The 20,799-nt window shown below is 57.3% G+C and carries 15 protein-coding genes and 2 pseudogenes; 11 read left to right on the forward strand and 6 right to left on the reverse strand.

Annotated elements, in window-relative coordinates; all coding sequences use genetic code 11:
- The 3 genes from Q2941_RS08475 to Q2941_RS08485 all read right to left on the reverse strand — a co-directional run.
- Positions 1 to 899, reverse strand: an 899-nt coding sequence (locus Q2941_RS08475; RefSeq protein WP_458192177.1) for a hypothetical protein, incomplete at its 3' end; no start/stop codon positions are given.
- A gap of 2 nt (positions 900 to 901) precedes the next feature.
- Positions 902 to 2,239, reverse strand: a complete 1,338-nt coding sequence (locus Q2941_RS08480; protein ID WP_458192178.1) for an O-antigen ligase family protein — start codon at positions 2,237 to 2,239, stop codon at positions 902 to 904.
- Positions 2,236 to 3,183: a hypothetical protein gene (locus tag Q2941_RS08485; protein WP_458192179.1), complete on the reverse strand. Its 948-nt coding sequence runs from the start codon at positions 3,181 to 3,183 to the stop codon at positions 2,236 to 2,238. The genes Q2941_RS08480 and Q2941_RS08485 overlap by 4 nt, the downstream gene beginning before the upstream one ends.
- A gap of 494 nt (positions 3,184 to 3,677) precedes the next feature.
- On the opposite strand from Q2941_RS08485, the gene Q2941_RS08490 reads away from it, so the two are divergent.
- Positions 3,678 to 4,211 carry a hypothetical protein gene (locus Q2941_RS08490; protein WP_458192180.1) on the forward strand — a complete coding sequence of 178 codons (534 nt, stop codon included), beginning with the start codon at positions 3,678 to 3,680 and terminating at the stop codon, positions 4,209 to 4,211.
- Between the two features lie 110 nt (positions 4,212 to 4,321).
- Here Q2941_RS08490 and Q2941_RS08495 read toward each other — a convergent pair whose 3' ends face one another.
- Complete coding sequence (locus tag Q2941_RS08495) at positions 4,322 to 4,966, reverse strand: TRAP transporter large permease subunit (protein ID WP_458192181.1); 645 nt, start codon at positions 4,964 to 4,966, stop codon at positions 4,322 to 4,324.
- Positions 4,966 to 5,454, reverse strand: a complete 489-nt coding sequence (locus Q2941_RS08500) for a TRAP transporter small permease subunit (protein ID WP_035664501.1) — start codon at positions 5,452 to 5,454, stop codon at positions 4,966 to 4,968. The genes Q2941_RS08495 and Q2941_RS08500 overlap by 1 nt, the downstream gene beginning before the upstream one ends.
- A gap of 930 nt (positions 5,455 to 6,384) precedes the next feature.
- On the opposite strand from Q2941_RS08500, the gene Q2941_RS08505 reads away from it, so the two are divergent.
- The 5 genes from Q2941_RS08505 (at position 6,385) to Q2941_RS08525 (ending at position 12,308) form a co-directional block, all read left to right on the forward strand.
- Complete coding sequence (locus Q2941_RS08505) at positions 6,385 to 6,675, forward strand: hypothetical protein (RefSeq protein ID WP_458192182.1); 291 nt, start codon at positions 6,385 to 6,387, stop codon at positions 6,673 to 6,675.
- Positions 6,676 to 7,206: 531 nt separating this feature from the next.
- Entirely contained in the window at positions 7,207 to 7,473 is a 267-nt protein-coding gene (locus Q2941_RS08510) for a hypothetical protein (RefSeq protein ID WP_156944738.1), read from the forward strand.
- 249 nt (positions 7,474 to 7,722) lie between these two features.
- Positions 7,723 to 8,748 (forward strand): UDP-3-O-(3-hydroxymyristoyl)glucosamine N-acyltransferase, encoded by a 1,026-nt coding sequence (gene lpxD / locus Q2941_RS08515; RefSeq protein WP_027527012.1) that lies wholly within the window; start codon positions 7,723 to 7,725, stop codon positions 8,746 to 8,748.
- Between the two features lie 205 nt (positions 8,749 to 8,953).
- Entirely contained in the window at positions 8,954 to 10,186 is a 1,233-nt protein-coding gene (locus Q2941_RS08520; RefSeq protein ID WP_254113520.1) for a class I SAM-dependent methyltransferase, read from the forward strand.
- 526 nt (positions 10,187 to 10,712) lie between these two features.
- Positions 10,713 to 12,308, forward strand: a complete 1,596-nt coding sequence (locus tag Q2941_RS08525; RefSeq protein ID WP_458192242.1) for a P-loop ATPase, Sll1717 family — start codon at positions 10,713 to 10,715, stop codon at positions 12,306 to 12,308.
- A gap of 579 nt (positions 12,309 to 12,887) precedes the next feature.
- Here the strand turns inward: Q2941_RS08525 and Q2941_RS08530 are convergent.
- A pseudogene (locus tag Q2941_RS08530) lies at positions 12,888 to 14,257 on the reverse strand (transposase).
- Positions 14,258 to 14,966: 709 nt separating this feature from the next.
- Between Q2941_RS08530 and Q2941_RS08535 the strand changes: the two are divergent.
- The 5 genes and pseudogenes from Q2941_RS08535 to Q2941_RS08555 all read left to right on the forward strand — a co-directional run bounded on the left by Q2941_RS08535 (position 14,967) and on the right by Q2941_RS08555 (position 20,701).
- Positions 14,967 to 16,280 carry an ABC transporter substrate-binding protein gene (locus tag Q2941_RS08535; protein ID WP_458192183.1) on the forward strand — a complete coding sequence of 438 codons (1,314 nt, stop codon included), beginning with the start codon at positions 14,967 to 14,969 and terminating at the stop codon, positions 16,278 to 16,280.
- Positions 16,281 to 16,429: 149 nt separating this feature from the next.
- Positions 16,430 to 17,359 (forward strand): carbohydrate ABC transporter permease, encoded by a 930-nt coding sequence (locus tag Q2941_RS08540; protein WP_458192184.1) that lies wholly within the window; start codon positions 16,430 to 16,432, stop codon positions 17,357 to 17,359.
- A 3-nt stretch (positions 17,360 to 17,362) separates the two neighbouring features.
- Complete coding sequence (locus Q2941_RS08545; protein ID WP_458192185.1) at positions 17,363 to 18,214, forward strand: carbohydrate ABC transporter permease; 852 nt, start codon at positions 17,363 to 17,365, stop codon at positions 18,212 to 18,214.
- Between the two features lie 73 nt (positions 18,215 to 18,287).
- On the forward strand, positions 18,288 to 19,379 hold the full coding sequence (locus Q2941_RS08550) for an ABC transporter ATP-binding protein (protein ID WP_458192186.1): 1,092 nt from the start codon (positions 18,288 to 18,290) through the stop codon (positions 19,377 to 19,379).
- A gap of 268 nt (positions 19,380 to 19,647) precedes the next feature.
- Positions 19,648 to 20,701, forward strand: a pseudogene (locus tag Q2941_RS08555) (IS110 family RNA-guided transposase).
- Positions 20,702 to 20,799 lie beyond the last annotated feature (98 nt).

Consider the following 20,799-nt stretch of genomic DNA (forward strand, 5'->3'; position numbering starts at 1 on the left):
CCTTCAGTGCCGCGTCGATCTTGCGTCTCGTCTTCTTCGTCATTGCTCACTCCGTCTATCAGACGGAGCGGCCTTTTTCCAACTAAGCCTCCGGTCCCAAAATCGGGGTCCATTTCAAGCATCACCGAGCCAAATGCCACTACGGGCCACGTAAGCCGATTTCGTAAACACAGTAGGCAGGCGAATCCAAGCTGAATGATCAAGAATGCAACCGGCGCTCTGCTCAAGGTTTCCATCCGCCCCAACAGTATAGTCAGCAGCAATAGGAGGGAGGCGAGCAAAAGTGTTTTCGATCTGGACGTCCAACTCTCTAGGATTCCCCAAATGAGAAAAAAAGGAGCGATTGAAGTTAGCACTAGCCGATAAACATAGGTGTTGCTGCCCCCAAAAAGGAGGCGGTACTCGTCCTTTGCTGAAGCAAAATTTGGAGCGCTCAAAAACCCTAAAATAACTCCAAAATGATCCTCACGAAGCGAGATTAGAGCCATGTAGGCAAAAAGCGATAAGTTAGTTGCGACGAGCAGCATCGCGAAATTACTGTTTTTGCTAAGGGGTCGGTGCTCCCAATGTTTCAGTGCGCCGTCGAGTTCATATTGCTTTCCTGACAAGAATTTATCGGCGAGTTCGATTCCACCGATGCATCCCAAAAACATGATCGCAATTGAAAGATTGAGAGAAATGACTCCGTCGGCAAAATAGGGGGAATTGGCCAATTGGCGGTAAACTAAAGAGCTTTCATTGTAATATAGCATGAAAATCAAGTACGCAGGGCCATACAAGGCTAGCAAGAAACCCATCAGCATTGATGTCGTGGAAATATACCCGCGCGTCTTCAGAGTAAAATAAGCTGTGGCGCCCACCATCGATGCGGAGGCTATGAGATAGCTTTCGACCAACATCGTTACAATGCCAATTGGCGCAGAAGGGCCGTTGGAACCTTCGTGTTGATCTCAACCGTCAGCTGTTGTCGCCGCGAGTCAGCGATGGCCCCAAGAAGCAGCCCTAGAAAGAAAACGAAAGGGTATGAATACGCTAAGGCACCAGAAAACATTTCCATAAGAACGAACATCAGGAAACACGAATTGGCTAACCAAGCGTCTTTAGTCTTTGTCGCGTTCATCCCAACAATCATCGGCTTAGCCAAACTGACCGCATATAAAGTCGCTCCGACAACACCCAATTCGTAGAGCGCCTCTAAAATTGAATTGTGAGGGTAAAGCGAAGCTGACGGCGACGCCAACAACCAGTCTGGCGGTCTGTAGCCATAGTCGATGGGAAACATTCCAAATCCCCTACCAAAAATAAAGGATGCAGGGTCCATCCAGATTGCCTTTAGAGCAAACGAGTAGATTGCAATTCGTGTATTCGGGGGAGGATCAGCCTTTGACAATTCATTGATAGTTCGTACCCAGATCGGAAGATGCTCGAGATCGTCCGCGAACACAAAGAGCAGAAGCCCGGCCAAAACCGAGATTATGATTGTCCAACCAAGAATATTTCGGGAATACCACCGAGAACGGATTGAAAGTGCAAAGATCAGTCCGGCCGCAGCACCCCTCGCTTGAACTAAAATTGTCAAAGCGACGGCAGTACATAGTGAGAGACTGATAAGCGCTTTCTTAATGACACTACTCAAATCGGCGCAAAGATAGGCCGCTGAAAGCGCTCCAAGCGCCAGATATATTCCAACGTTCTGATAGAGTTGCGAGGTATCCGCGCCCGATAGAAGTACCATTCGTCCCAAACCGAAAACGTCAGCGAAATAGCCGTCTTGATACACGTCGCCCTGCGTCAGAATAAAAGCCGATAGGAAAAACACGTAGATCGCCGACGCTGATAGCAAAATCCATGCGAGCAGCTTCATTCGCAGTGCCGTGACGAAACCAAGGGCCAAAAACATGGGAAGAAACGTAACGGTCCCTACCAAATACGTACTAGGAACGTCGTCGCCGGATACCACCAAGAAATTAGCAACAACGAGAGCATAGAAAGCGGTTATAAGAAGTAGCTCCGTCTTAACTTCCCAGGCTCGCGTGACGTGCAATCTAGAATTCATTGCCACACTGGCAATGCACAGGAGCAAAGATGCCACAAAGATTTCAGTAGAACCAAAGAACTGAAACGGAACGAAGCTTTTTGCAAACGTCGCAACTGTCGCGGTCGCAACCGTCGCGGAAGCCGCAGAGCTTTCAATGTTGGCAGTATCCGCCGCCCAATTTCCGCTTGTTTGAACGCTCACGTCGGCAGCCTGGTTCGCCTAATCATAATGACAATCAGGTACGCTGCCGCCAACGACGCGATAATTGCTGCGATGACCAAGAACAATCGCCGTGGTCCGATATTTATTGGAATTGTCGACGGTTCAAGCAAGACGCTTGGATCGCAGACGAACAAAAGTTCTTGCTCGCTAGCTGCTTTCAACTTGAGCTGACCCTCTCTGGCCTGCTGCAAGTCGGAAATCTCGCGATTTAGGCGACCCCGCTCCTCGTCGATTCGCCTCTGATCAACCTCGCGGTTCATAACCGCGTCTCTCGCTTCTCTAATGTCTGTTTCTCTGGCAAAAAGAGCTTGCATATCTTTGGAATAGCCAACCGCTTTCAACGCTTCGTCGATTTGCGAACGGGAGGCACTCACCAATTCCTGAAGAGCCTTGGATCTATGATCCAATTCCTTGAGTTCGCGTATCGCGCGGTCGATCCGCTGCGTCAGATTTTCAACAATCCGAATAGCGCTCTGAACGGTTAGGTGTATCGTCGCCCTCGCGTTTTCGGAAAAGCCGACTTGATCGAGAACGATTTGATCCAGAATCAACGTTTTAAACTTTTTGAATCTGTCCTCATCGCCGGCACTCACGATGTTCTGCAAACTGATAGACTGTCCGATAGAGCCAACCTTCAGATCTTGAAACTGCCTCAAACTAGCATCTGATGCGCCTTGGGACGCAAGATTTACCAGGACTTTTGAAAGATACAAATCCGACGTGAGTTTGGAAATCTGATCTATCGGTATCAATGCTTCCCACCGATTCGAACTTAGCGCAGTCGCAACCCTAATCGAAGATTTTACAGCCACTCTGGTTGGATAGATGGAAATAGCGGCCACCGAGGCGATGCTAATTGCCGCTGCTGTAACCAGAAAGATTTTAAGGTTTTCCCTGATGGGTTCGAAAATTCTTCCGGTCATTGGTAGCGCTATTCCCTTAAAAGTGAAGGACTATCTAAGTTTTCTAGGTTGCGTCAGCAATGCAGTCTTTGCACATCGTCGTCACAGCAGCTCAAGAGTTGCGAGGGATCGAGAACTAGAACCCCACTTCCGCTCTTTGGGCTTTTACGTGACGAGGGGGCCATGCAGGAATGCCAATTTGGCGAACGAAGGCGTTTTGAGCAATCGCCGTGGCTGACATCAAGTTTCGCTGCATCGGTCTCAACAAACTGCTGCTTCAATACGCCGATGAAGCTCTCGGCAACCGAGCGTCGCGACGAGCGAGCATCCGGTCTTAGGGGATTGCAGCCAAACTAGTCTTGTTATCATGCGCCAACATATTGGGACTTTGGGCCACACGCGCCCCTTGCGGCCCTAAAGAGCAATCGAAGTATAGTACAGCAACATCTGATCTTGATCAGGCTGCGAAATCAGCGAAACACTCGTGAGAAGAAGAAACGGGTCGGGGACCTCAGTTGGACAACGAAGGCGCAGGGCGAATCCATTGGGACTTCCAGGACCATTCTGGTGATGGTCCCGATACTCAAAAATGCCAGTCATGGCCCAGTTACACCGCGGAAGTAGTTCGCGTATCCGACTCTAAAGAATTAGAATACCGCGTAAAAAGTCAGACTGCATATCTTGCCTTCCACGACATTATTCGATCGGACGGCGAAGATAGAGTTGATGGCTCAATTCGCTCTACTCGCCAAGATTACCGCAACGCGCTTACGTTTTTGCCAGGTGGATGCTCGGCTGAGGGTTGGATAAAGTTTAAAAGACGGCAGTCTTTAGTAGTCGCGGTTCATCTGAGTCCCACTGCTGAAGAGGCAAACGATTTTCGTTTGACTGAACTTCCCCCTGCTTTGTATTTTGAAAATGAGCCATTGAAAGCCACGCTCCTAAAAATTCAAGCTGTCGTAGATCGATCTTCGATTGAAGAATCTTCTTACGCAGAAGCCCTCGGCATGGTCTTATTGCATGAATTGAGAGAAGCGATGGGGGTCTGAGCTATATTGCCTCGGACGCGAGGCGGACCCAAAAGCCATGCATCGTGTTAACGAATATATCGATGCGAATTATTCCCGAAATATTTCTTTGTCCGAGCTGTCAGTTCTCGCTAGGACAGCGCCAGACATAGTGCGAGGAAGACGCCGCCCGGCACCAGCGCCGCGTGAAAAATGTCCTGTGTGTTGACCACGCGGTCGCTGCGGCCGGTGGCTGTCACCGCCATGGTGTGGGCCGACAGCATGGCATCGCTGAGCAAGATTAGCACCAGCGACGGCGGCACCAGCACGCCAAGCGTCGCCGCGACAGCGATCACGGCATGACGTGCCGGCGCCGCGATCCCCTCAGCGGCCAGACGCGGCGAGACCACGCGAGAGAGCGCTAGCACGCTGGCGCCCACCGAGCCGTTCATCGGACCGAGCAACGCGCCGAGCAGCATACCCGAGACCAGCGGCGCCGCGGGACTGCGCGGCAGCACCGCGTTGCCGGCACGATAGAGCGCATCGGCGACCGGAAGGCGGTCGAGCAACAGGCCCATGGTCACGTAGAGCGGCAGCGCCTGGAGCAGGTCGTTTTCGAGCAGGTTGATCAGTCGGACCGGCAGCGCACCCAGCGTCGCCAGATCGAATGCGCCGGACACCACGCCGAGCACAGCGCCACAGCCGGCCATGGCGATCAGGACGACGGCTGCGGGCAGGCCGGTGCAAACGATCGCGACGCCGACCAGCACCAAGAGCGCGAGCCCCAGCCACGCCATCAGTCGCCCGCCTCGCGCGGGCGGAAGATGTCGACGAGCGCCTGGCCGAGCACGAGCGCCGCCATCAGCCAGAGCGCGATCTTGACCAGGAAGTAGCCGGGATTGCCGGAGTCCTGGAACGCCTCGAGTTGCCAAATGCTGGAGGAGATGATCCTGTTGCCCGCGATCAGCACGAACAAGGCCCAGGGCAGCAGGCCGATAGCTGCGCCGAGCCGCGCCAAGATCGCCCGCGCTCGCGGGGAATAGTGCCGCGCAAGCAGGTCGGCCGAAAGATGCGTCCGCGCACGCGTCGCCGCGGTGACGCTCACCGCGACGAACAGCGCAAAGGCGATCTGCCCGAGATCATTGGCCTCGCGCGAATAGCGCTGAACGACGTCGCGCAGCGGCCATTGCAGGAAGAGCAGGACGATCAGCGGCAGCGCCAGCCATTTGGCTGCGGCCACGATCGAGCCGATCATGCGATCAAGGCTGCGGAGGAGGATCATCATGGCGCCACCCAATATCTCGACCAGAGTGGCCTGCCGCCTGAGGCGCGACAAGAGCCAAGGGATCGCCAAGGGGGTGACGGAGAGAGTGTTTGTTTCTTCCCCCTGGCGCAATCGCGGCCCACCGCGCTGGGGTCGTTCCGCTGCCGGTAAGACGGCCGCGGCGCACTGGCAAGGGGTTGGGAGCGCGCGCCGAGGCCCCACAGGCCGAAGGCAGTACCGTTCGATCCATCGGTGAAAGCACTCCTCTTGATCGAGGTAATCTTGATCTGGATCAACCGCGCGTGCGGTGGTCATAGGAACGTTCCGGGCCGCGCGGGAGCGAAAGATGAACTTCAACAAGCGTGCGTTCGGTTTTTCTCTTCTATGGTTTGCGATTTTGGTGGCGCTGATGGTCTGGCTGTACGGCGTAGTCCATCATTGACGCGCTGCCTGGCACGACGAGATCGCCCCGTGGAGCAGCCGTCCACAATAGCCCTGACGCGCCGCGTCACAAAGCTTTGACCACGGCAGTCACTGAGCGAGTTTGCAACGTTTACTTTGGGGCGGCGGCCCCGGTAGCCCCGCTAGCGCCGGTGGTTACGCCACGCCGCTCGTCACGTCGCTCCTGCCGTCCAGCACGACGATCCTCACGTCGGTTCTGGCGACCCTCGCGCCGCTCTTCTCGGCGCTCCATTCCGGCGGTCTGGGCTTCCGCATCGGAAAGCGCCAGGATCGGCATCGCGCCCAGTGCTCCGGCCATCAGCGAAAACACGTTCGGCGCGAAATCAGTCCCGATTGGATTTCTTTAGTCATGTCCAATCTCCGTGGATCTTTCCTGCCCGCAAGAGGGGCAAATGGTTGACCCGCGACGTGCTGACATTGACTTGGATCAAGGGTCCGGCGAACTGGAGGATGCGATGTGATCCGGGCGGCTGCCACAGAGGTACGCAGATGGGCATCTTGAGCCGGATCATACCTGGGCTTATCGCGGCCGCCGCCGATGCCAAGGGCTGCATTAAAGGCGCTATCGCTGGCGGCGTCGCAGGCCGCTATGCCGGTCACGGCGTGGTGGGTGCCGCCGCGGGCTGTGCCTTTTTGGGCCGCAGGCTGCTGCGACCGGTGAGATCATGTCGCCATTCATCATCTGAGAGATCTGGGTCCCGGTGCACGATTGAGTTTTACTCGTTATCTCGATTAAGGGGCGGTTCCGAACCGGTCTGCTCATCAGCGAGCCACGCATAGATGCGAGATGATGGGATCAGTTGCTTAGGCAAATGGGGATTGATCGTACCCGCGAATAATGACTGGCCCTCTCCAAGTTTTAATCGGGCGAAGGCTTTTGCTTCGGCTTCTGTCGCAAAGGTCCTTGTCTCGCGGGGGCTTCGCTGCTTAGGCAAGATGCCCCGTCTGGGAATTTCAAAGGTGACATACCACGTCGGCGTCATCGCATCACCAGCTCGTCACTCCAACTCCGAGAAGCGCCGAACTGTGGGCGCCTGTCTCGACCTAATTTTTGATCCAAGTCAATCACAGTGCGGTTCGAGCGAGAGGTCTAGAACTGCGCCGCTCTCTAGTTGCTTTGAACACAGCGAACGTTTGGGAACTGTTGGCAATCCTGCGGCTGTTCTATGCAGTTTGTGCCAGAAACCCGAAAAATGGCTGCGTCGGAGATGACCTTAATCCATTGATATGGATCAAATGATGTGTTCGCCATCGGGAAGTATCGGCAACAGATCGGCACTGATATCGGCACTGATCAAGAGGAGGCCTATCATGATGCGAACTGCAATGCAGATTTCATTCGTCGCGATCGCCCTGGCGTGCGGATTTGGTGAGATCAATTGGTTCGCGAGAGACGGCCTGTCACTCATTCAAAGCGCAGAAGCCAGAGTGGGACGACCGGCAACACCGATGAGCGTCGCTGGCGTTGCGCGCAGACAGACGCGGCGAGCAGTTGTAGGTGGCGCTGCGGTCGGTGCGGCAGCCGCCGGTACGGCATGTGTTCGCGTATTGGTGAATGGTTCATATGTGTGTCGCTGACGCACCTTCTGGACCGATACCGTGGGTGACGCGTATCGCTGAACGTGTGGTTGCCGCTTTTGGCAACAACGAATTCGTTCGAGAACGTCGCGGGCACGGAAGCGTGCCCGCGTGTCGTCCAGCGACACCGCGACGAGTGGTGTGATTGTAGCTTGAATAGGTCTTACCATCGCCGACTTCGGCGAGAGGTGTAGATCGGCGATTGCGCATGTTGCATCTCGTAGAGATAGCCTTGGCGGGAAACGGGATATGGTCGAAGCAACCACGGGCAACGCGAGGTTCTTTCGCCGAAGTGGGCCGTATTCTCTGGCGGCCGTTGCGGGAGTGGCACGTGGAATTGCTGACGAGCGCGATCTGCTGTTCGAAGGCGTGGCCCCCCTGCAAACAGCTGGCCCCAATGAAGTGAGCTTTCTGGATAACCGACGTTATGCATCGGCGCTCAATCAGACACTGGCCGGTGCTGTGATCGTGCATCCTGAAATGGCCGCGCGAGTGCCTACTGGAACGGTGGCGATCGTAACGGCCGAGCCTTACGCTGCTTGGGCGCGTGTCGCTGCGCTGTTCTATCCCGTACCGCCGGTTTCTCCTGGTATCCACCGTTCGGCAATCGTGGCGGAGGAGGCTCTCGTCGATCCGTCAGCGGAGGTCGGGCCATTGTCTGTGATTGAGGCCGGAGCAGAAATAGGACCTCGCTCTCTGATCGGTCCTTGCGCGGTTATCGGAAGCGGCGTGATCGTCGGGCGAGATTGTCGCATAGGCGCACATGTGAGCTTGAGTCACGCGATGTTGGGGGCGCGCGTCTACGTCTATTCCGGCGCCCGCATCGGGCAGGAAGGGTTTGGATTCGCCTGCACCAGAGACGGATTTCTTTCGGTCCCCCAGCTGGGCCGGGTAATTCTGGAAGACGATGTTGAGGTCGGTGCCAATACGACGATTGATCGAGGATCATCGCGCGACACGGTGATCGGCGCTGGATCTCGTCTCGATAACTTAGTGCAGATCGGCCACAACGTGGTCCTCGGCCGATGTTGTGTCATTGTCGCTCAGGTCGGCATTTCGGGTTCCACCGTGCTTGAGGATTTTGTCCGCGTCGGGGGACAAGCCGGTATGACTGGCCATGTTCGGATCGGTCAAGGTGCAGAGATTGGAGCGCAAGCAGGCGTAATGTCGGATGTGGCCCCAGGCGCGAAAGTGCTTGGAAGCCCTGCGCAGCCAAAGCGGGACTTCTTCCGACAACTTGCCACCCTCAAAAAGATCGCAAGAATAAAGGGATAGGAATGCTTGTACTGCACGCATGGCTTTAAACATGCAGGCGAATATCCCTTGCGACTTCCATAGTTAGTAACGCCGCAGTACCGGTGTGTCCGCGACGAACGGACCAGACTTAGACGCACCACCCAAGAGCCGTTTAAACGGATCGCCGTGCATCTGTTTCGCGGACACTACAGAATGGACTTGCGGGGACCACGGAGTCTACCACGTGCGTTTGTTGTCCAAACTGCTTCGACGCTTCATACGACAGGGCACTCTGCGGGTCCGTGACGCCGAGGGGACGGTCCATGTCTTCGGCGAATGCCTGCCCGGACCCGAGGTCGCCATCCGCCTTCACGATCGCAAGCTTTACTACAAGCTGTTCATCAACCCGGAACTATACGCCGCCGAAGCCTATATGGACGGCAAACTGACGCTGGAGGACGGTAACGAAATCCAAGATTTTCTGCTTCTCTTCTCGGTCAACCGCGCCGGGCTTTATTCGTACGGCTCACAGAAGCTGATGCGACGGGTGTGGCGTGGTCTACGCCGCTGGCATCAGGCCAATCCGATCGGGCTTGCGGCCATCCACGCCCGCCACCACTACGACATCTCGACCGAACTTTATCGCCTGTTCCTCGACGATCAGATGCAATATTCCTGCGCTTATTTTCGAGACCCCGAGCATGAGACGCTCGAACAGGCGCAGCGCAACAAGTTGATTCACGCCACCAGCAAACTCCGATTGAAGCCCGGAATGACTGTCGCTGAGATCGGCTCCGGCTGGGGCGGCTTCGCCATCCATCTGGCGCGAGAGACCGGCGCCCATGTCACGGCGGTCAATGTTTCACCCGAGCAGATCAAGGCAGCACGTGTTTATGCCGAGGCTGCCGGCGTGTCCGACCGAGTCGTGTTTCGCGAATTGGACTATCGTCAACTAAACGGCCAATTTGACCGGGTGGTGTCTGTCGGCATGATGGAGCATGTCGGCATCGGACATTTTGACGAGTATTTCCTCAAAATCCGCGAACTCCTGGCCCCTGATGGCTATGCCTTTGTCCATTGCATCGGCCGGATGTCGCAGCCCGGCACCACCGGTCCTTTCATCCGCAAATACATTTTTCCCGGCGCCTACGTGCCAGCACTATCCGAGACCTTCGCTGCCACGGAGCGCTGCGGTCTGTGGTGCGACGACATGGAAGTGCTTCGGCTGCATTATCGCTACACCGTCAAACACTGGCGCGAGCGCTTCGCCAAAAATAGAGTCCAAGCTGCTGCAATCTACGACGAACGGTTCTGCCGAATGTGGGAATTCTACCTAGCCGCTGTCGAACTCGAATTCCTGCATGGCTCTCACATGGTGTTTCAATTGCTGCTGTCGATCAAACGCGATGCGGTGCCGATCACGCGCGATTTTATAGCCGACACCGAGCGGGCGGCCTGGGCTAGAACGACTGGTTGAGCGCCGGCGACCCGACGTTTCGGCTGCAGAGGTCCGAGGATTGTTCGGGTGTCTGGCGTGTCCGCAGTCGCGTCGCTCGGCACAGCAGCGTTGGGCGGCACTACTTTAACGTATTTTTGCCACCGCTCGATCTTCCTTCTCAGAAGCGATAGTGTGGGCGCGTAGATTATTCGAGCGATTTGGCGCTGCGCTGGACGCGGACCGGGTTTCAGCCCTGCGCTCGGCACAGCAATGGCGGAGAGAGTGTCTGTCAACCCCTCTTGAAATCGCACGAATTTTTCGCCTGCGCCGAGAGCAATCTACGGTCCTAACTACGGTGCTCGGGAGCGTCGCTCCTCGACAGTAGTTTGCAGCAAGCTCGCGCAACGCGCCGGCCTCGCGAGGCACCCTGCTCTCCTCCGCCAGTGCCAGGCAAAGCCGTTCGAACTTCCTGGCGGAATCGGCGTACCTACAGGCATACTGTCTTTACGTCTCGTCGCTGCTTTACCGCTGTTCACGCCCCATTACGCGCACAACCCACAATGTTCTGGCAAGCCACCCGGCCGAGAGGGATGAGGAGTTCTTACTACCCTGCTTTGTGCATTACCCGCCAGTCGATCTCTGCTTGAGCCTGGATTCCCGAGGGACAGTTATCGAGGGCCGGACGGGTTCGGGAAAGACCGCGATCCTGAAGTACATCGAGTCCCGGGCCGAGCACTGCTCTGAAATCGACCCTTTCGACATGTCCATGAGCTACGTGTCGAACTCGGACGTTCTTGCCTTTCTCCATGCCATCGGGGCCGACCTCGACCTCATGTTCCAGGTGCTTTGGAAACACGTCCTCTGCATCGAATTCATACGCCTGAGGTTCTCGGTATCGGATGAAACCTCTTCTCGCGGTGTGTTTAGCTGGATCGCCGAGAAGTTCTATCACGATGGCCGCCGAGCGAAGGCGATTTCCTATCTCCGCGCATGGGAGGGCAAGTACTGGATCACGATGGATCAAAACATCAAGGAACTCACCGAGAAGATTGAGAACGCGGTGAAGGCTGAGCTTGGTGTCGAGATTGAGAAGTTCAAGGCCGGCGGTCAGTACGACAAACGCCTGAGCGTGGATAAGAAGACCGAATTCATTTCGCGCGTAAAGAAGATCATCAGCAACGAGCAACTTAGCGAGCTTGGCGCAGTCATCGACCTGCTTTCCGGCCTGGACGACGAGAACAGCCTCAAGCACTACTACATCATCATCGACCGTCTGGATGAGGGGTGGGTCGATATCTCTGTCCGGTTCAAACTCATCCGAGGGCTTATCGAGTCCCTTAAGGCCTTTCGAAAGATTCGCGACCTGAAGATACTGGTTGCCGCGCGTTCCGACGTGCTGGAGCGCGTCGTTCAGGAGACCAAGGATCTTACTTTTCAGCGGGAAAAGCTGGAGGACTACTTTGTCCAACTGAAGTGGTCGAAAACCCTGCTCAAGCAGCTTATCGACCTGCGCATAACGAAGCTTTTCAAGAAGCAGTACTCGGGCGATGACATCGTGTTCGATGACATCTTTAAGCATCGGGTTTCCGGGCTGCTCCCGTTCGATTATATGGTTGAGCGCACACTGATGCGCCCGCGCGACATCATCGCCTTCGTCAACGAGTGCCTCAACGAGGCTCAGGGCAATTACGAGGTCTCGGCCACAATGGTTAAGCGCGCGGAGGCGAACTACTCGGCAAAACGCCTGACGAACCTAGAGCAAGAATGGCAGAGCGCATATCCGACAATATCGAAACTTACGGCCTTCCTGGGCTCGAAGCGCAAACCGCTCCTCTCCTTTGAGGACTTCTGCCCGCCGAAGGAAATGGACGAACTCGCCTTGGCAATCTTTGGTGAGCCGAAGCGTCATTTCGATCCTCTTCATGACGCGGCGAAGGAGCATTGCGAAACTCCAAGCTCCAACTTCGCCAGGATGATCGTCAGCATTCTGTACCGCATTGGAGCCATTGGCGTGAAACTGGAGAAAAACGCCCCACATCAGTATGCGTATGCCAATCACCCACTATTGCGCGTGTCGCAGATTCCCGACGCGGACGTTTCCGTAAGAATTCACCCGATGCTTCAGGGCGCTTTTCGCGTCTCCGACGCTGCTACCGTGTGAGACACCCAACCTCGTCCCATCGGACAACCTCGTCAAACCGGCTGCCCAGTACACGGCCATCATCAAGCAGCAAGAACGCGTGAACGAAGAGTCGAGCCGCTAAGTATTGGCGATGGGCTCAGGGAACACACCAGCCGGTCGAGCAAGGCGGCAGCCGCTTATTTCCCGAGGCTGACGCTGGGCCAGCGTCCGATGTTGCTTTGGCCCAGCGCCCCGACCCTCCAGTTTCGATAATTGGACGTTATTGAACGCGTTTAGTCAGTTGGCGACGATTTGGCGAATTGCGAAGTGCCCCCCTTTGCGTTGGAAGTAGTCCCAAGTTCGGGCGGTCTATTTGTAGCTTGACACCGTAGCTACTCACGCGAGGCTCAGGCGGACTGTCCGAAATTGCTGACCGTCCAATGTCTTGGCTATTCCGGTTTGGAGGAGCGGTGATCCGCCGATCGGCAGCCCTTCTTTGTCCGCTTTGCGCCGATTTTGTTGCAAAAGTCGGCTGTATCGACGGATGTCTTTCAGCCATTCGGTAAGGCCGACCGGCTTTGATCCGCCGACCCTGACGCTCTCAACGCAACTCCTACGCTACGCAATGCACGTGGCATGAGCGGGTGGTGGTCGCGCAACGAACGACGCGAGGCGCCTCAGATTTTGAGCGATGGCAGCCAGAACAAACTCGTCCTGGGCACCTCGCGGACCACGCAGTCGGAGCCGACCGAGCTTCAGGATGCGCTTCAAGTGTGCGAACCGCATCTCGATCTTCTTGCGCTGACGCCGAGACAGCTCGAAGCCCTCGGTGCCAGCGAACGCCCGGGCAACGTCTCGAGCATGCTCATGGATATCGCGCGGGATCTTGCGTGATGGTTCTTTTGGGCAGCATTGCGGTTTGAGCGGGCATCCATCGCAGTCGAGCTTTCTTGCACGATACAGAAGGGTCTTGCCCTCGTGCACTGTACCGCTCGTCCCAAGCCGCTTGCCACCCGGGCAGTGGTAGACGTCGCCGGTCGGGTCGTATCGAAAGTCGCTCCGCGAGAAGGCGCCATCATCCCGCTTCGACTTGTCGAACACAGGGATATGTGGCGCGATGCCCTTCTCCTCGACCAGCCAGTTCAGCATCGGAGCCGCTCCGTAGGCGTATCCCCGACAAGCCGCTCTGGCTTGAGACCGAAGCGCTCCTCGGTCCGTTCGATCATGGTCTTTGCTGCGCCGACCTCGGCCTGGCGAATGGCGCGGGAGGCCTCGACATCAACGATGACGCCGAACTTCACGTCGATGAGATAGTTGTCGGAGTACGCGAAGAATGCTGGTCCCTTGTGAGCTCCGGTCCACTGAGCCGCGGGATCGGACAGCGAGATGAACTTCGGGACAACGTCGCTGGCCGCGCCCCAGGCCGTATCGTCGAGGGTTGCCAGATACTCCTTCACCGCGCGGCTTGACCTCGCCGGATCGCGATCCCTGCGCCAATCCTGACCCGCGATCGAGCGCTGCTTGTTGGCATCTGCCTGGATCAGGCTCGCGTCTACCGCAAAACCTTCGCCACCAACCAGACCGGCCACAATGCACGCCTCAACGATATGTTCGAATACGCGACGAACGACATCTCCCTCGCGGAAGCGCTCATTGCGGGCCCGCGAGAAGGCCGAATGATCCGGGATAGCATCCTCGATACCGAGCTTGCAGAACCATCGATAGGCGAGGTTCACCTGCACTTCACGGCAGAGCAGCCGCTCCGAGCGGATCGCGAAGACATACCCCACGATCAGCATCCGGATCAGCAGCTCCGGATCGATCGACGGGCGACCCATGGACGAATAATGAAGAGCAAGTTCGCTGCGAAGCCACGACAGATCGAGAGCAGTGTCGATCTTCCGCACTAGATGATCTTCGGGAACCGCGTCGCTGAGATGAAACTCGTAGAACAGTTGACCTTGGTCACTCTTCAGACGGCCCATCATGGGTCGACCTCGTCGCGATTCGCGTCAACACAACGGAATCACGCTTGCAGGCTCGCCTCAACCGACTTTTGCAACAAAATCGGCCAGAAGCGGCCCTCCCCGCCAAGTCGCAGTTTGACCCAACTCAGACATGGGTTCCTTCTAGTGGCGGGCTGTGTCGGGCAAAATCTTCAGGACAGACTCGCGAAGATCTCGAACGAAGGGCGCAAAAGTGTGCTTGCTCGGCCGACGGGCGGATGCGCAGACAGTCGATCGGTCGATTCCGTGGCTCGTCGCAGATCAAACGTCGTACGTATCAGGTCCGGTCGGCGGCCAGTTCACTAAAGCGAGGCACAGGCCGGCGTCAAAAGGAGCACTTGATTTCCTGCTGCGACCGGCGACAATGACGTCGCGCCAGTATTCCGGCACCAAATAATTGTAAGACGGGGAAAATTCGCTCAGCGACGGCAATACGACTGCGGCGCGAGGGAGGATACCGGTATGACGGTATGGTCCAAGCGCTGGCTGCACTGCCCGCTCTGCGAAGAATTCACCCTGCTTCGCGCTAAGATCGCCACCGACACCGGGCGCGTCGAAACACCAACAAATGATTGTCGAGACAACGCTTGCGCACGCGATAACGCGCGCAAGGGTTGAGCCACGGAGGCGTGATGGACTGAAAGGACTCCAAGCTGGCGTCAGACCGGCCGGATCACCAGAGGAGGAATGCATGACGACGGTAACCCGACGACAGGTTCTCAAGAGCGGTGCCGCGGTTGCAGGCGGCATGGCCGGCATCCTCGCCACCGGCCGCGCGCCCGCCTTCGCTCAGGGCACGACGGTACACTGGCTGCGTTGGAACGATTTCGTGCCGGCTTCCGATCAGCTGCTGCGCAAGGAACTGCTGCCCGCCGCCGAGAAAGCGCTAGGAATCAGGATCAACCTCGAGACGGTGAACGGCAACGACCTGCAACCGCGTATCACCTCAGCAATTCAGTCGGGTTCAGGTCCCGACATCATCATGCTCTTCAACAACCACCCGCAGATTTATTCGGAGAGCGTCGTCGATCTGTCCGACATCGCAGGTCGTGTAAGCGAGGCCGAAGACGGCTATTACGATCTGTGCAAGTCCAACTCCGCCGACGGCAAAAAGTGGATCTCTTTACCGTGGACCATCGTCGGCGCCATGATCGCCTACCGAAAATCCTGGTTCGATGAGATCGGCTCCTCGACCTTTCCCGACACCTGGGAGAAGTACCGCGAGGTTGGCAAGAAGCTCAAAGCCCAGGGCCGGCCGATCGGTCAGACGCTCGGTCACACGTTCGGCGACGCGCCGACGTTTAGTTATCCGTACATGTGGTCGTGGGGCGGCACCGAAGTCGAGAAGGACGGCAAGACTGTCAACATCAACAAGAAAGAGGTCATCGAGTCCGTCAAGTTCATGACGGCCTTCTGGAAGGAGGCCCATGACGAGGGCGGGCTTGCCTGGGATGATACCAACAACAACCGCGCATTCCTTTCGCAAACGATCTGCGCCACCCTCAACGGCGCTTCGATCTACATCGAATCGCTACGCAACCCCGAGAAGTACATCAGCGAGAAAGGCGCGCAGCTGAAGACAGATATCCAGCACTCGCCGTTGCCCAAAGGCCCGGCCGGCCAATTCGCCATGCACACCTACTTCTCTCACGTCATTCCGAACTATTCGAAGAATCAGGACGGTGCGAAGGCGTTGTTGAAGTGGATCCATACCAAGGCAAACTACGAGCCGTGGTTCGTCTCCCAGAAAGGTTTCGCGACACCGCCAACCCACGAATGGGAGAAACACAAGTTGTGGGAAGAGGACAAGGTCATGGCGCCCTTCAAGATCGCCGGCCTCCTGGGTCAGGCGCCCGGGTATCCTCTGCCCTCATCAGGCAAGAAGGCTGCGGAAGTGCTCACCAAATACATCATCACAGATATGTACGCCAAAGCGATCCAGGGCGCTACGGCGGAGGATTCCGTGAAATGGGCGGAAGTCGAACTCAAGAGGATCTATACTTGAAAGTACGCGCGCTGCACGTCGCACGGCTGCGAAGTGCCTGCCGCGCGCCCCGCGTCTCGGACTTGTACGGTGCGCCGTCTCCCGGTGAGGCGACGCGATCAAAGTTTCGCATGACTCGCCCGTTGGCGCGCGCTTAGAGGTGACGCGAGATGGCGATCGCCGAGACCCAAGTCTACATGCCGCAGGCGCCGCGGCCCAGAATACGGCTGCTCGAGGACGAGCGTTGGCTCGCATTCGTGCTGCTGGTGCCGACCGTGGCGCTGCTCGGTACGTTCATCGCCTATCCGTTCTTGCGCGGCATCTTGTTGTCGGTGACTGACGCGCGCGTGGGTGTGCCCGGCGATTTTGTCGGCCTCGCAAATTTCTACAAAATCTTCAATGACGGGATCTTTCGGACCTCTGTCTACAACACTTTCCTCTACACGGGCGTGACCACCATCTTCAAGCTGGCGCTCGGGCTGTGGCTGGCCATGCTGCTCAACCGCAATTTTCGCGGCAAGGCTTTCACGCGTGCCTTCATCCTGCTGCCTTTCATCATCCCGACCGTGCTTTCAACTTTCGCCTGGAAGTGGATGTTCGATCCAACATTCAGCGTTCTTAACTGGCTTCTCTACCATCTCGGCTTGATCACCGGCCGGATCAATTGGCTCGGCGATCCTGAGTTGGCTATGATCTCGATCATTATCGTCAACATCTGGCGCGGCGTGCCTTTCTTCGCTATCAGCCTGCTCGCCGGCTTGCAGACCATCAGTCCCGAACTCAGCGAGGCCGCCGCCATCGATGGCGCCAGGCCGTGGCAGCGGTTCTGGTATGTCACCTGGCCGCTGCTCTTGCCCGTGACCATGGTCGTGGTGCTGTTCTCGGTGATTCAGACGTTCGCCGACTTCCAGATCGTCTATGTGATGACCGGCGGCGGACCTGCCAACGCGACGCACCTGTTCGCCACCTACGCCTACCAGATCGGCATCGGCACGGGCCTTTTAAGCGAGGGCGCTGCCATCTCGCTTGCGATGTTTCCGGTGCTGTTTCTGGTTGTCATCATCCAACTTCTCTACATCCGCCGCGTAGAGGTCCGCTGAGTCATGATCGAAGGTGCATGGTGGCGAAAGTGGGTGTTCTTCTACGTCCCGATGGCGGTGTTCCTGCTTTTCCTGCTGTTCCCGTTCTATTGGATGGTGATCACTTCGGTGCGGCCGGATGGCGAGCTCTACCGACCCTGGAATTCGGTCAATTACAATCCGTTCTGGACCTGGAACCCGACCTGGGACCACGTCAGATACCTGTTCGAGGAGACACTGTTTGCATCGTGGCTGTGGAACACCACGTTCATCGCACTCGCGTCAACCGCTATCTCGCTCGTGTGCGGAGTGTTCGCCGGCTACGCTCTCTCACGGCTGAACTTTCCATTTGCCGGCAGCCTGGGCACCGGCATCTTCATTACCTATCTGGTGCCGCAAACGCTGCTGTTCATTCCGCTCGCCGAGATCATCCGCAACTATCGGCTGGGTGATACGCCCTGGTCATTGATTCTGACCTACCCGACCTTCCTTATTCCGTTCTGCACCTGGCTCATGATGGGCTACTTCAAGGCAGTGCCCAAGGAGCTCGAGGAATGCGCGCGCATTGACGGCGCCTCGCGCTGGCAGGCCATGCTCTACATCGTCATCCCGGTGGCGATCCCGGGTATCCTTTCGGCCGGCATCTTCGCTTTCACGCTGTCGTGGAATGAGTTCATCTATGCGCTCGTCTTTCTGTCCTCGCCCGGGCAGAAGACAGTGCCGGTGGGCGTCACATCCGAGTTGATCCGTGGCGATGTCTTCTTCTGGGGACCACTGATGGCTGGCGCCCTGCTAGGATCGATCCCGGTCGCTATCGCCTATTCGTTTTTCGTCGAGCACTACGTCGCAGGATTGACCGGATCGGTGAAGGGCTGACAGCACCACCGGTGGGAGTTGGAAAACGGGCAGGCAGAATTCCGCATGGGCGGATCGGAGGCAGGTGAGACCAATGGGACAGGTCGTCCTCAAGGGGGTCAACAAGTTCTACGACAGCGTCCATGCTGTCAAAGACGTCAATCTGCAGATCCGCGACAAGGAGTTCGTGGTATTCGTCGGACCGTCCGGCTGCGGCAAGACGACCACGCTCAGAATGATCGCCGGGCTTGAACCGATCAGCTCCGGCGATATCTCAATCGACGGCAACGTGATCAATGAACTGGCGCCCATGGACCGCGACATCGCCATGGTGTTCCAGAACTATGCGCTCTACCCGCACATGAGCGTGTACGATAATATGGCGTTCGGCCTGAAGATGCGCAAATTCGGAAGGCCCGAGATTGACAAGCGGGTGCGGGAGGCGGCCAACATCCTCGGCATCGGCGAATTGCTAGTGCGCAAGCCGCGCCAGCTTTCCGGCGGCCAGCGCCAGCGCGTAGCGTTAGGCCGTGCCATCGTGCGCCACCCGCGCGTGTTCCTGTTTGACGAGCCGCTATCGAACCTTGATGCCAAGCTGCGGGTGCAGATGCGCGTTGAGCTCAAGAAGCTGCATCTACGTCTCGGCACTACCGCCATTTACGTCACCCACGATCAGGTCGAGGCCATGACGCTGGGTGACCGGGTCGTCGTCATGAAGGACGGCGTCGTGCAGCAGGTGGGGGAGCCGCTCGCGCTGTACAACCAGCCCGCCAACAAGTTCGTCGCCGGTTTCATCGGCTCCCCGGCCATGAACTTCGCCGCCGTCACAGTGACCGAGGCGAACGGATCGCTGATAGCTGAGAACTCCGGCTTGCGCATCAAGCTGCCGGACGAGACTGCGCAACGCCTGCGCGGCTATATCGGCCACGAGGTCACGCTCGGTGTGCGCCCGGAGGACCTCACCGTGGCGGGCACAGCCGATCTCGATCACCCGTGCTTTGATGCTGTGATCGAGATGGTCGAGCAACTCGGTTCGGAAATTCTGCTCGACATGAAGGTCGGCGAGGGTGTCATGGTGGCATGCGTCGAGCCGACCGCGCGGGTGAAGGTGCGCGACAAGCTGCGCGTTGCCATGCGCCCTTCGAGGCTTCACGTTTTCGACGCGAAGACCGAGGCGGCAATCTAATGCCGACACAATCGGCGCCTGGGCGTTCTTCTTGGTGCGCGCCGACGAGGTGATCGAATGACGATGCTCTTGCTGCGGCGCATGAGTCCGTTGTTGGCCCATCGCGCCATTTCTTGCCGCGCAGTAATTAGGTCGCTTGCGGGGACAAGATGGGATAATCGGCCGACCCAGCTTGTGGATAGCTGAAGATTTTAGGTGCTGCGCTTCAGGCTGATGGTGAAACGAGGTCCGTGGTGACGGCCTCAAGCATCAGAAGGAGAAGCGCAGCATGGACCATTTTGCCGGACTGGTCGTATCGGTCAAGGAGACGAGTGTCTGCATTTTGGATGACGCGGGCAAGATCGTGAAGGAAGTGAAGGTGGCGAGCGAGCCTCAAGCACTTTTGAAGGTTCTGGGAAATCCCGGCTACCGCTTCAAGCAGATCGGGCTGGAAGCCGGGCCGTTATCGCAATGACTATTCAGCGCTCTCGCTGAAGCCGAGTTGCCAGTGATCTGTGTCGAGACGCGGCACATGCAGGCGATGCTGAAGGCGCAGATCAACAAGACCGACCGCAATGACGCGCGCGGCTTCGCTCAGATGATGCGTGCGGGAGTGTATCGCCCGGTGCATGTAAAGACGCTACGCAGCCAGAAACTGCGTATGCTGCTAACCCATCGCAAGCTTTTGCAGTCGAAGGCCATTGCCATCGAGAACGATTTGCGAGGGACTTTGCGTAACTTCGGCCTCAAGGTGGGCATGGTCGGAACGGTGAGGTTCGAGGCTCGCATCCAGGAGCTTGTCGAGACTATCCCCGACTTGGCGGTACTGGTGGAACCGATGCTCGTCGTGCGGCGGGCGCTACGCGAGCAGATCGTCATTCTGCACCGCCGCTTGCTGGCCATTGTGCGAGACGACGAGGTGTGCCGGCGCCTGATGACGATCCCCGGTGTCGGCCCGGTGGTGGCGCTGACCTATCGCGCTACCGTCGATGTGCCAGCCCGCTTCCGAAAATCTAAGTCGGTTGGGGCGGTGTTCGTTCGGGCTGACCTGCTCCAGGTATCAATCCGGCGAGATCGACTGGAGCGGCAGGATATCGCGCTGCGGGGATGAGATGATGCGGGTGATGCTCTACGAAGCAGCGCAGAGCATGTTGCATTCGAAGAAATGGTCCTGGCTTAAAGCCTGGGCCATGCAGATCGCCAGGCGCCGCGGAATGAAGAAGGCGATCGTGGCCCTGGCTCGCCGGCTGGCTGTCATCATGCACCGCATATGGGTTGATGGCACCGAGTTCCGATGGACCCGGGAGCCAACCACGGCAGCAGGTCGGGATCAAACCCGATAGGAGAAAACTCGAGATCCACCCAGCAGTGGAAGGATGTCCCTCGCGGGACGATGGATGAGGTGAGTTCGCATGTCTGCTTGAACCTGCCGTTCAAACTG

The organism is Bradyrhizobium sp. UFLA05-153 (genome assembly GCF_054185185.1).

What these genes read in the sequence shown, in the direction of transcription:
- Q2941_RS08485 (WP_458192179.1), bottom strand. Translation starts at nt 3,183, where the DNA reads ATGACCGGAAGAATTTTCGAACCCATCAGGGAAAACCTTAAAATCTTT.
- Q2941_RS08495 (WP_458192181.1), bottom strand. Translation starts at nt 4,966, where the DNA reads ATGGCGTGGCTGGGGCTCGCGCTCTTGGTGCTGGTCGGCGTCGCGATC.
- Q2941_RS08500 (WP_035664501.1), bottom strand. Translation starts at nt 5,454, where the DNA reads ATGATGATCCTCCTCCGCAGCCTTGATCGCATGATCGGCTCGATCGTG.
- Q2941_RS08505 (WP_458192182.1), top strand. Translation starts at nt 6,385, where the DNA reads ATGGGCATCTTGAGCCGGATCATACCTGGGCTTATCGCGGCCGCCGCC.
- Q2941_RS08510 (WP_156944738.1), top strand. Translation starts at nt 7,207, where the DNA reads ATGATGCGAACTGCAATGCAGATTTCATTCGTCGCGATCGCCCTGGCG.
- lpxD (WP_027527012.1), top strand. Translation starts at nt 7,723, where the DNA reads ATGGTCGAAGCAACCACGGGCAACGCGAGGTTCTTTCGCCGAAGTGGG.
- Q2941_RS08535 (WP_458192183.1), top strand. Translation starts at nt 14,967, where the DNA reads ATGACGACGGTAACCCGACGACAGGTTCTCAAGAGCGGTGCCGCGGTT.
- Q2941_RS08540 (WP_458192184.1), top strand. Translation starts at nt 16,430, where the DNA reads ATGGCGATCGCCGAGACCCAAGTCTACATGCCGCAGGCGCCGCGGCCC.
- Q2941_RS08545 (WP_458192185.1), top strand. Translation starts at nt 17,363, where the DNA reads ATGATCGAAGGTGCATGGTGGCGAAAGTGGGTGTTCTTCTACGTCCCG.
- Q2941_RS08550 (WP_458192186.1), top strand. Translation starts at nt 18,288, where the DNA reads ATGGGACAGGTCGTCCTCAAGGGGGTCAACAAGTTCTACGACAGCGTC.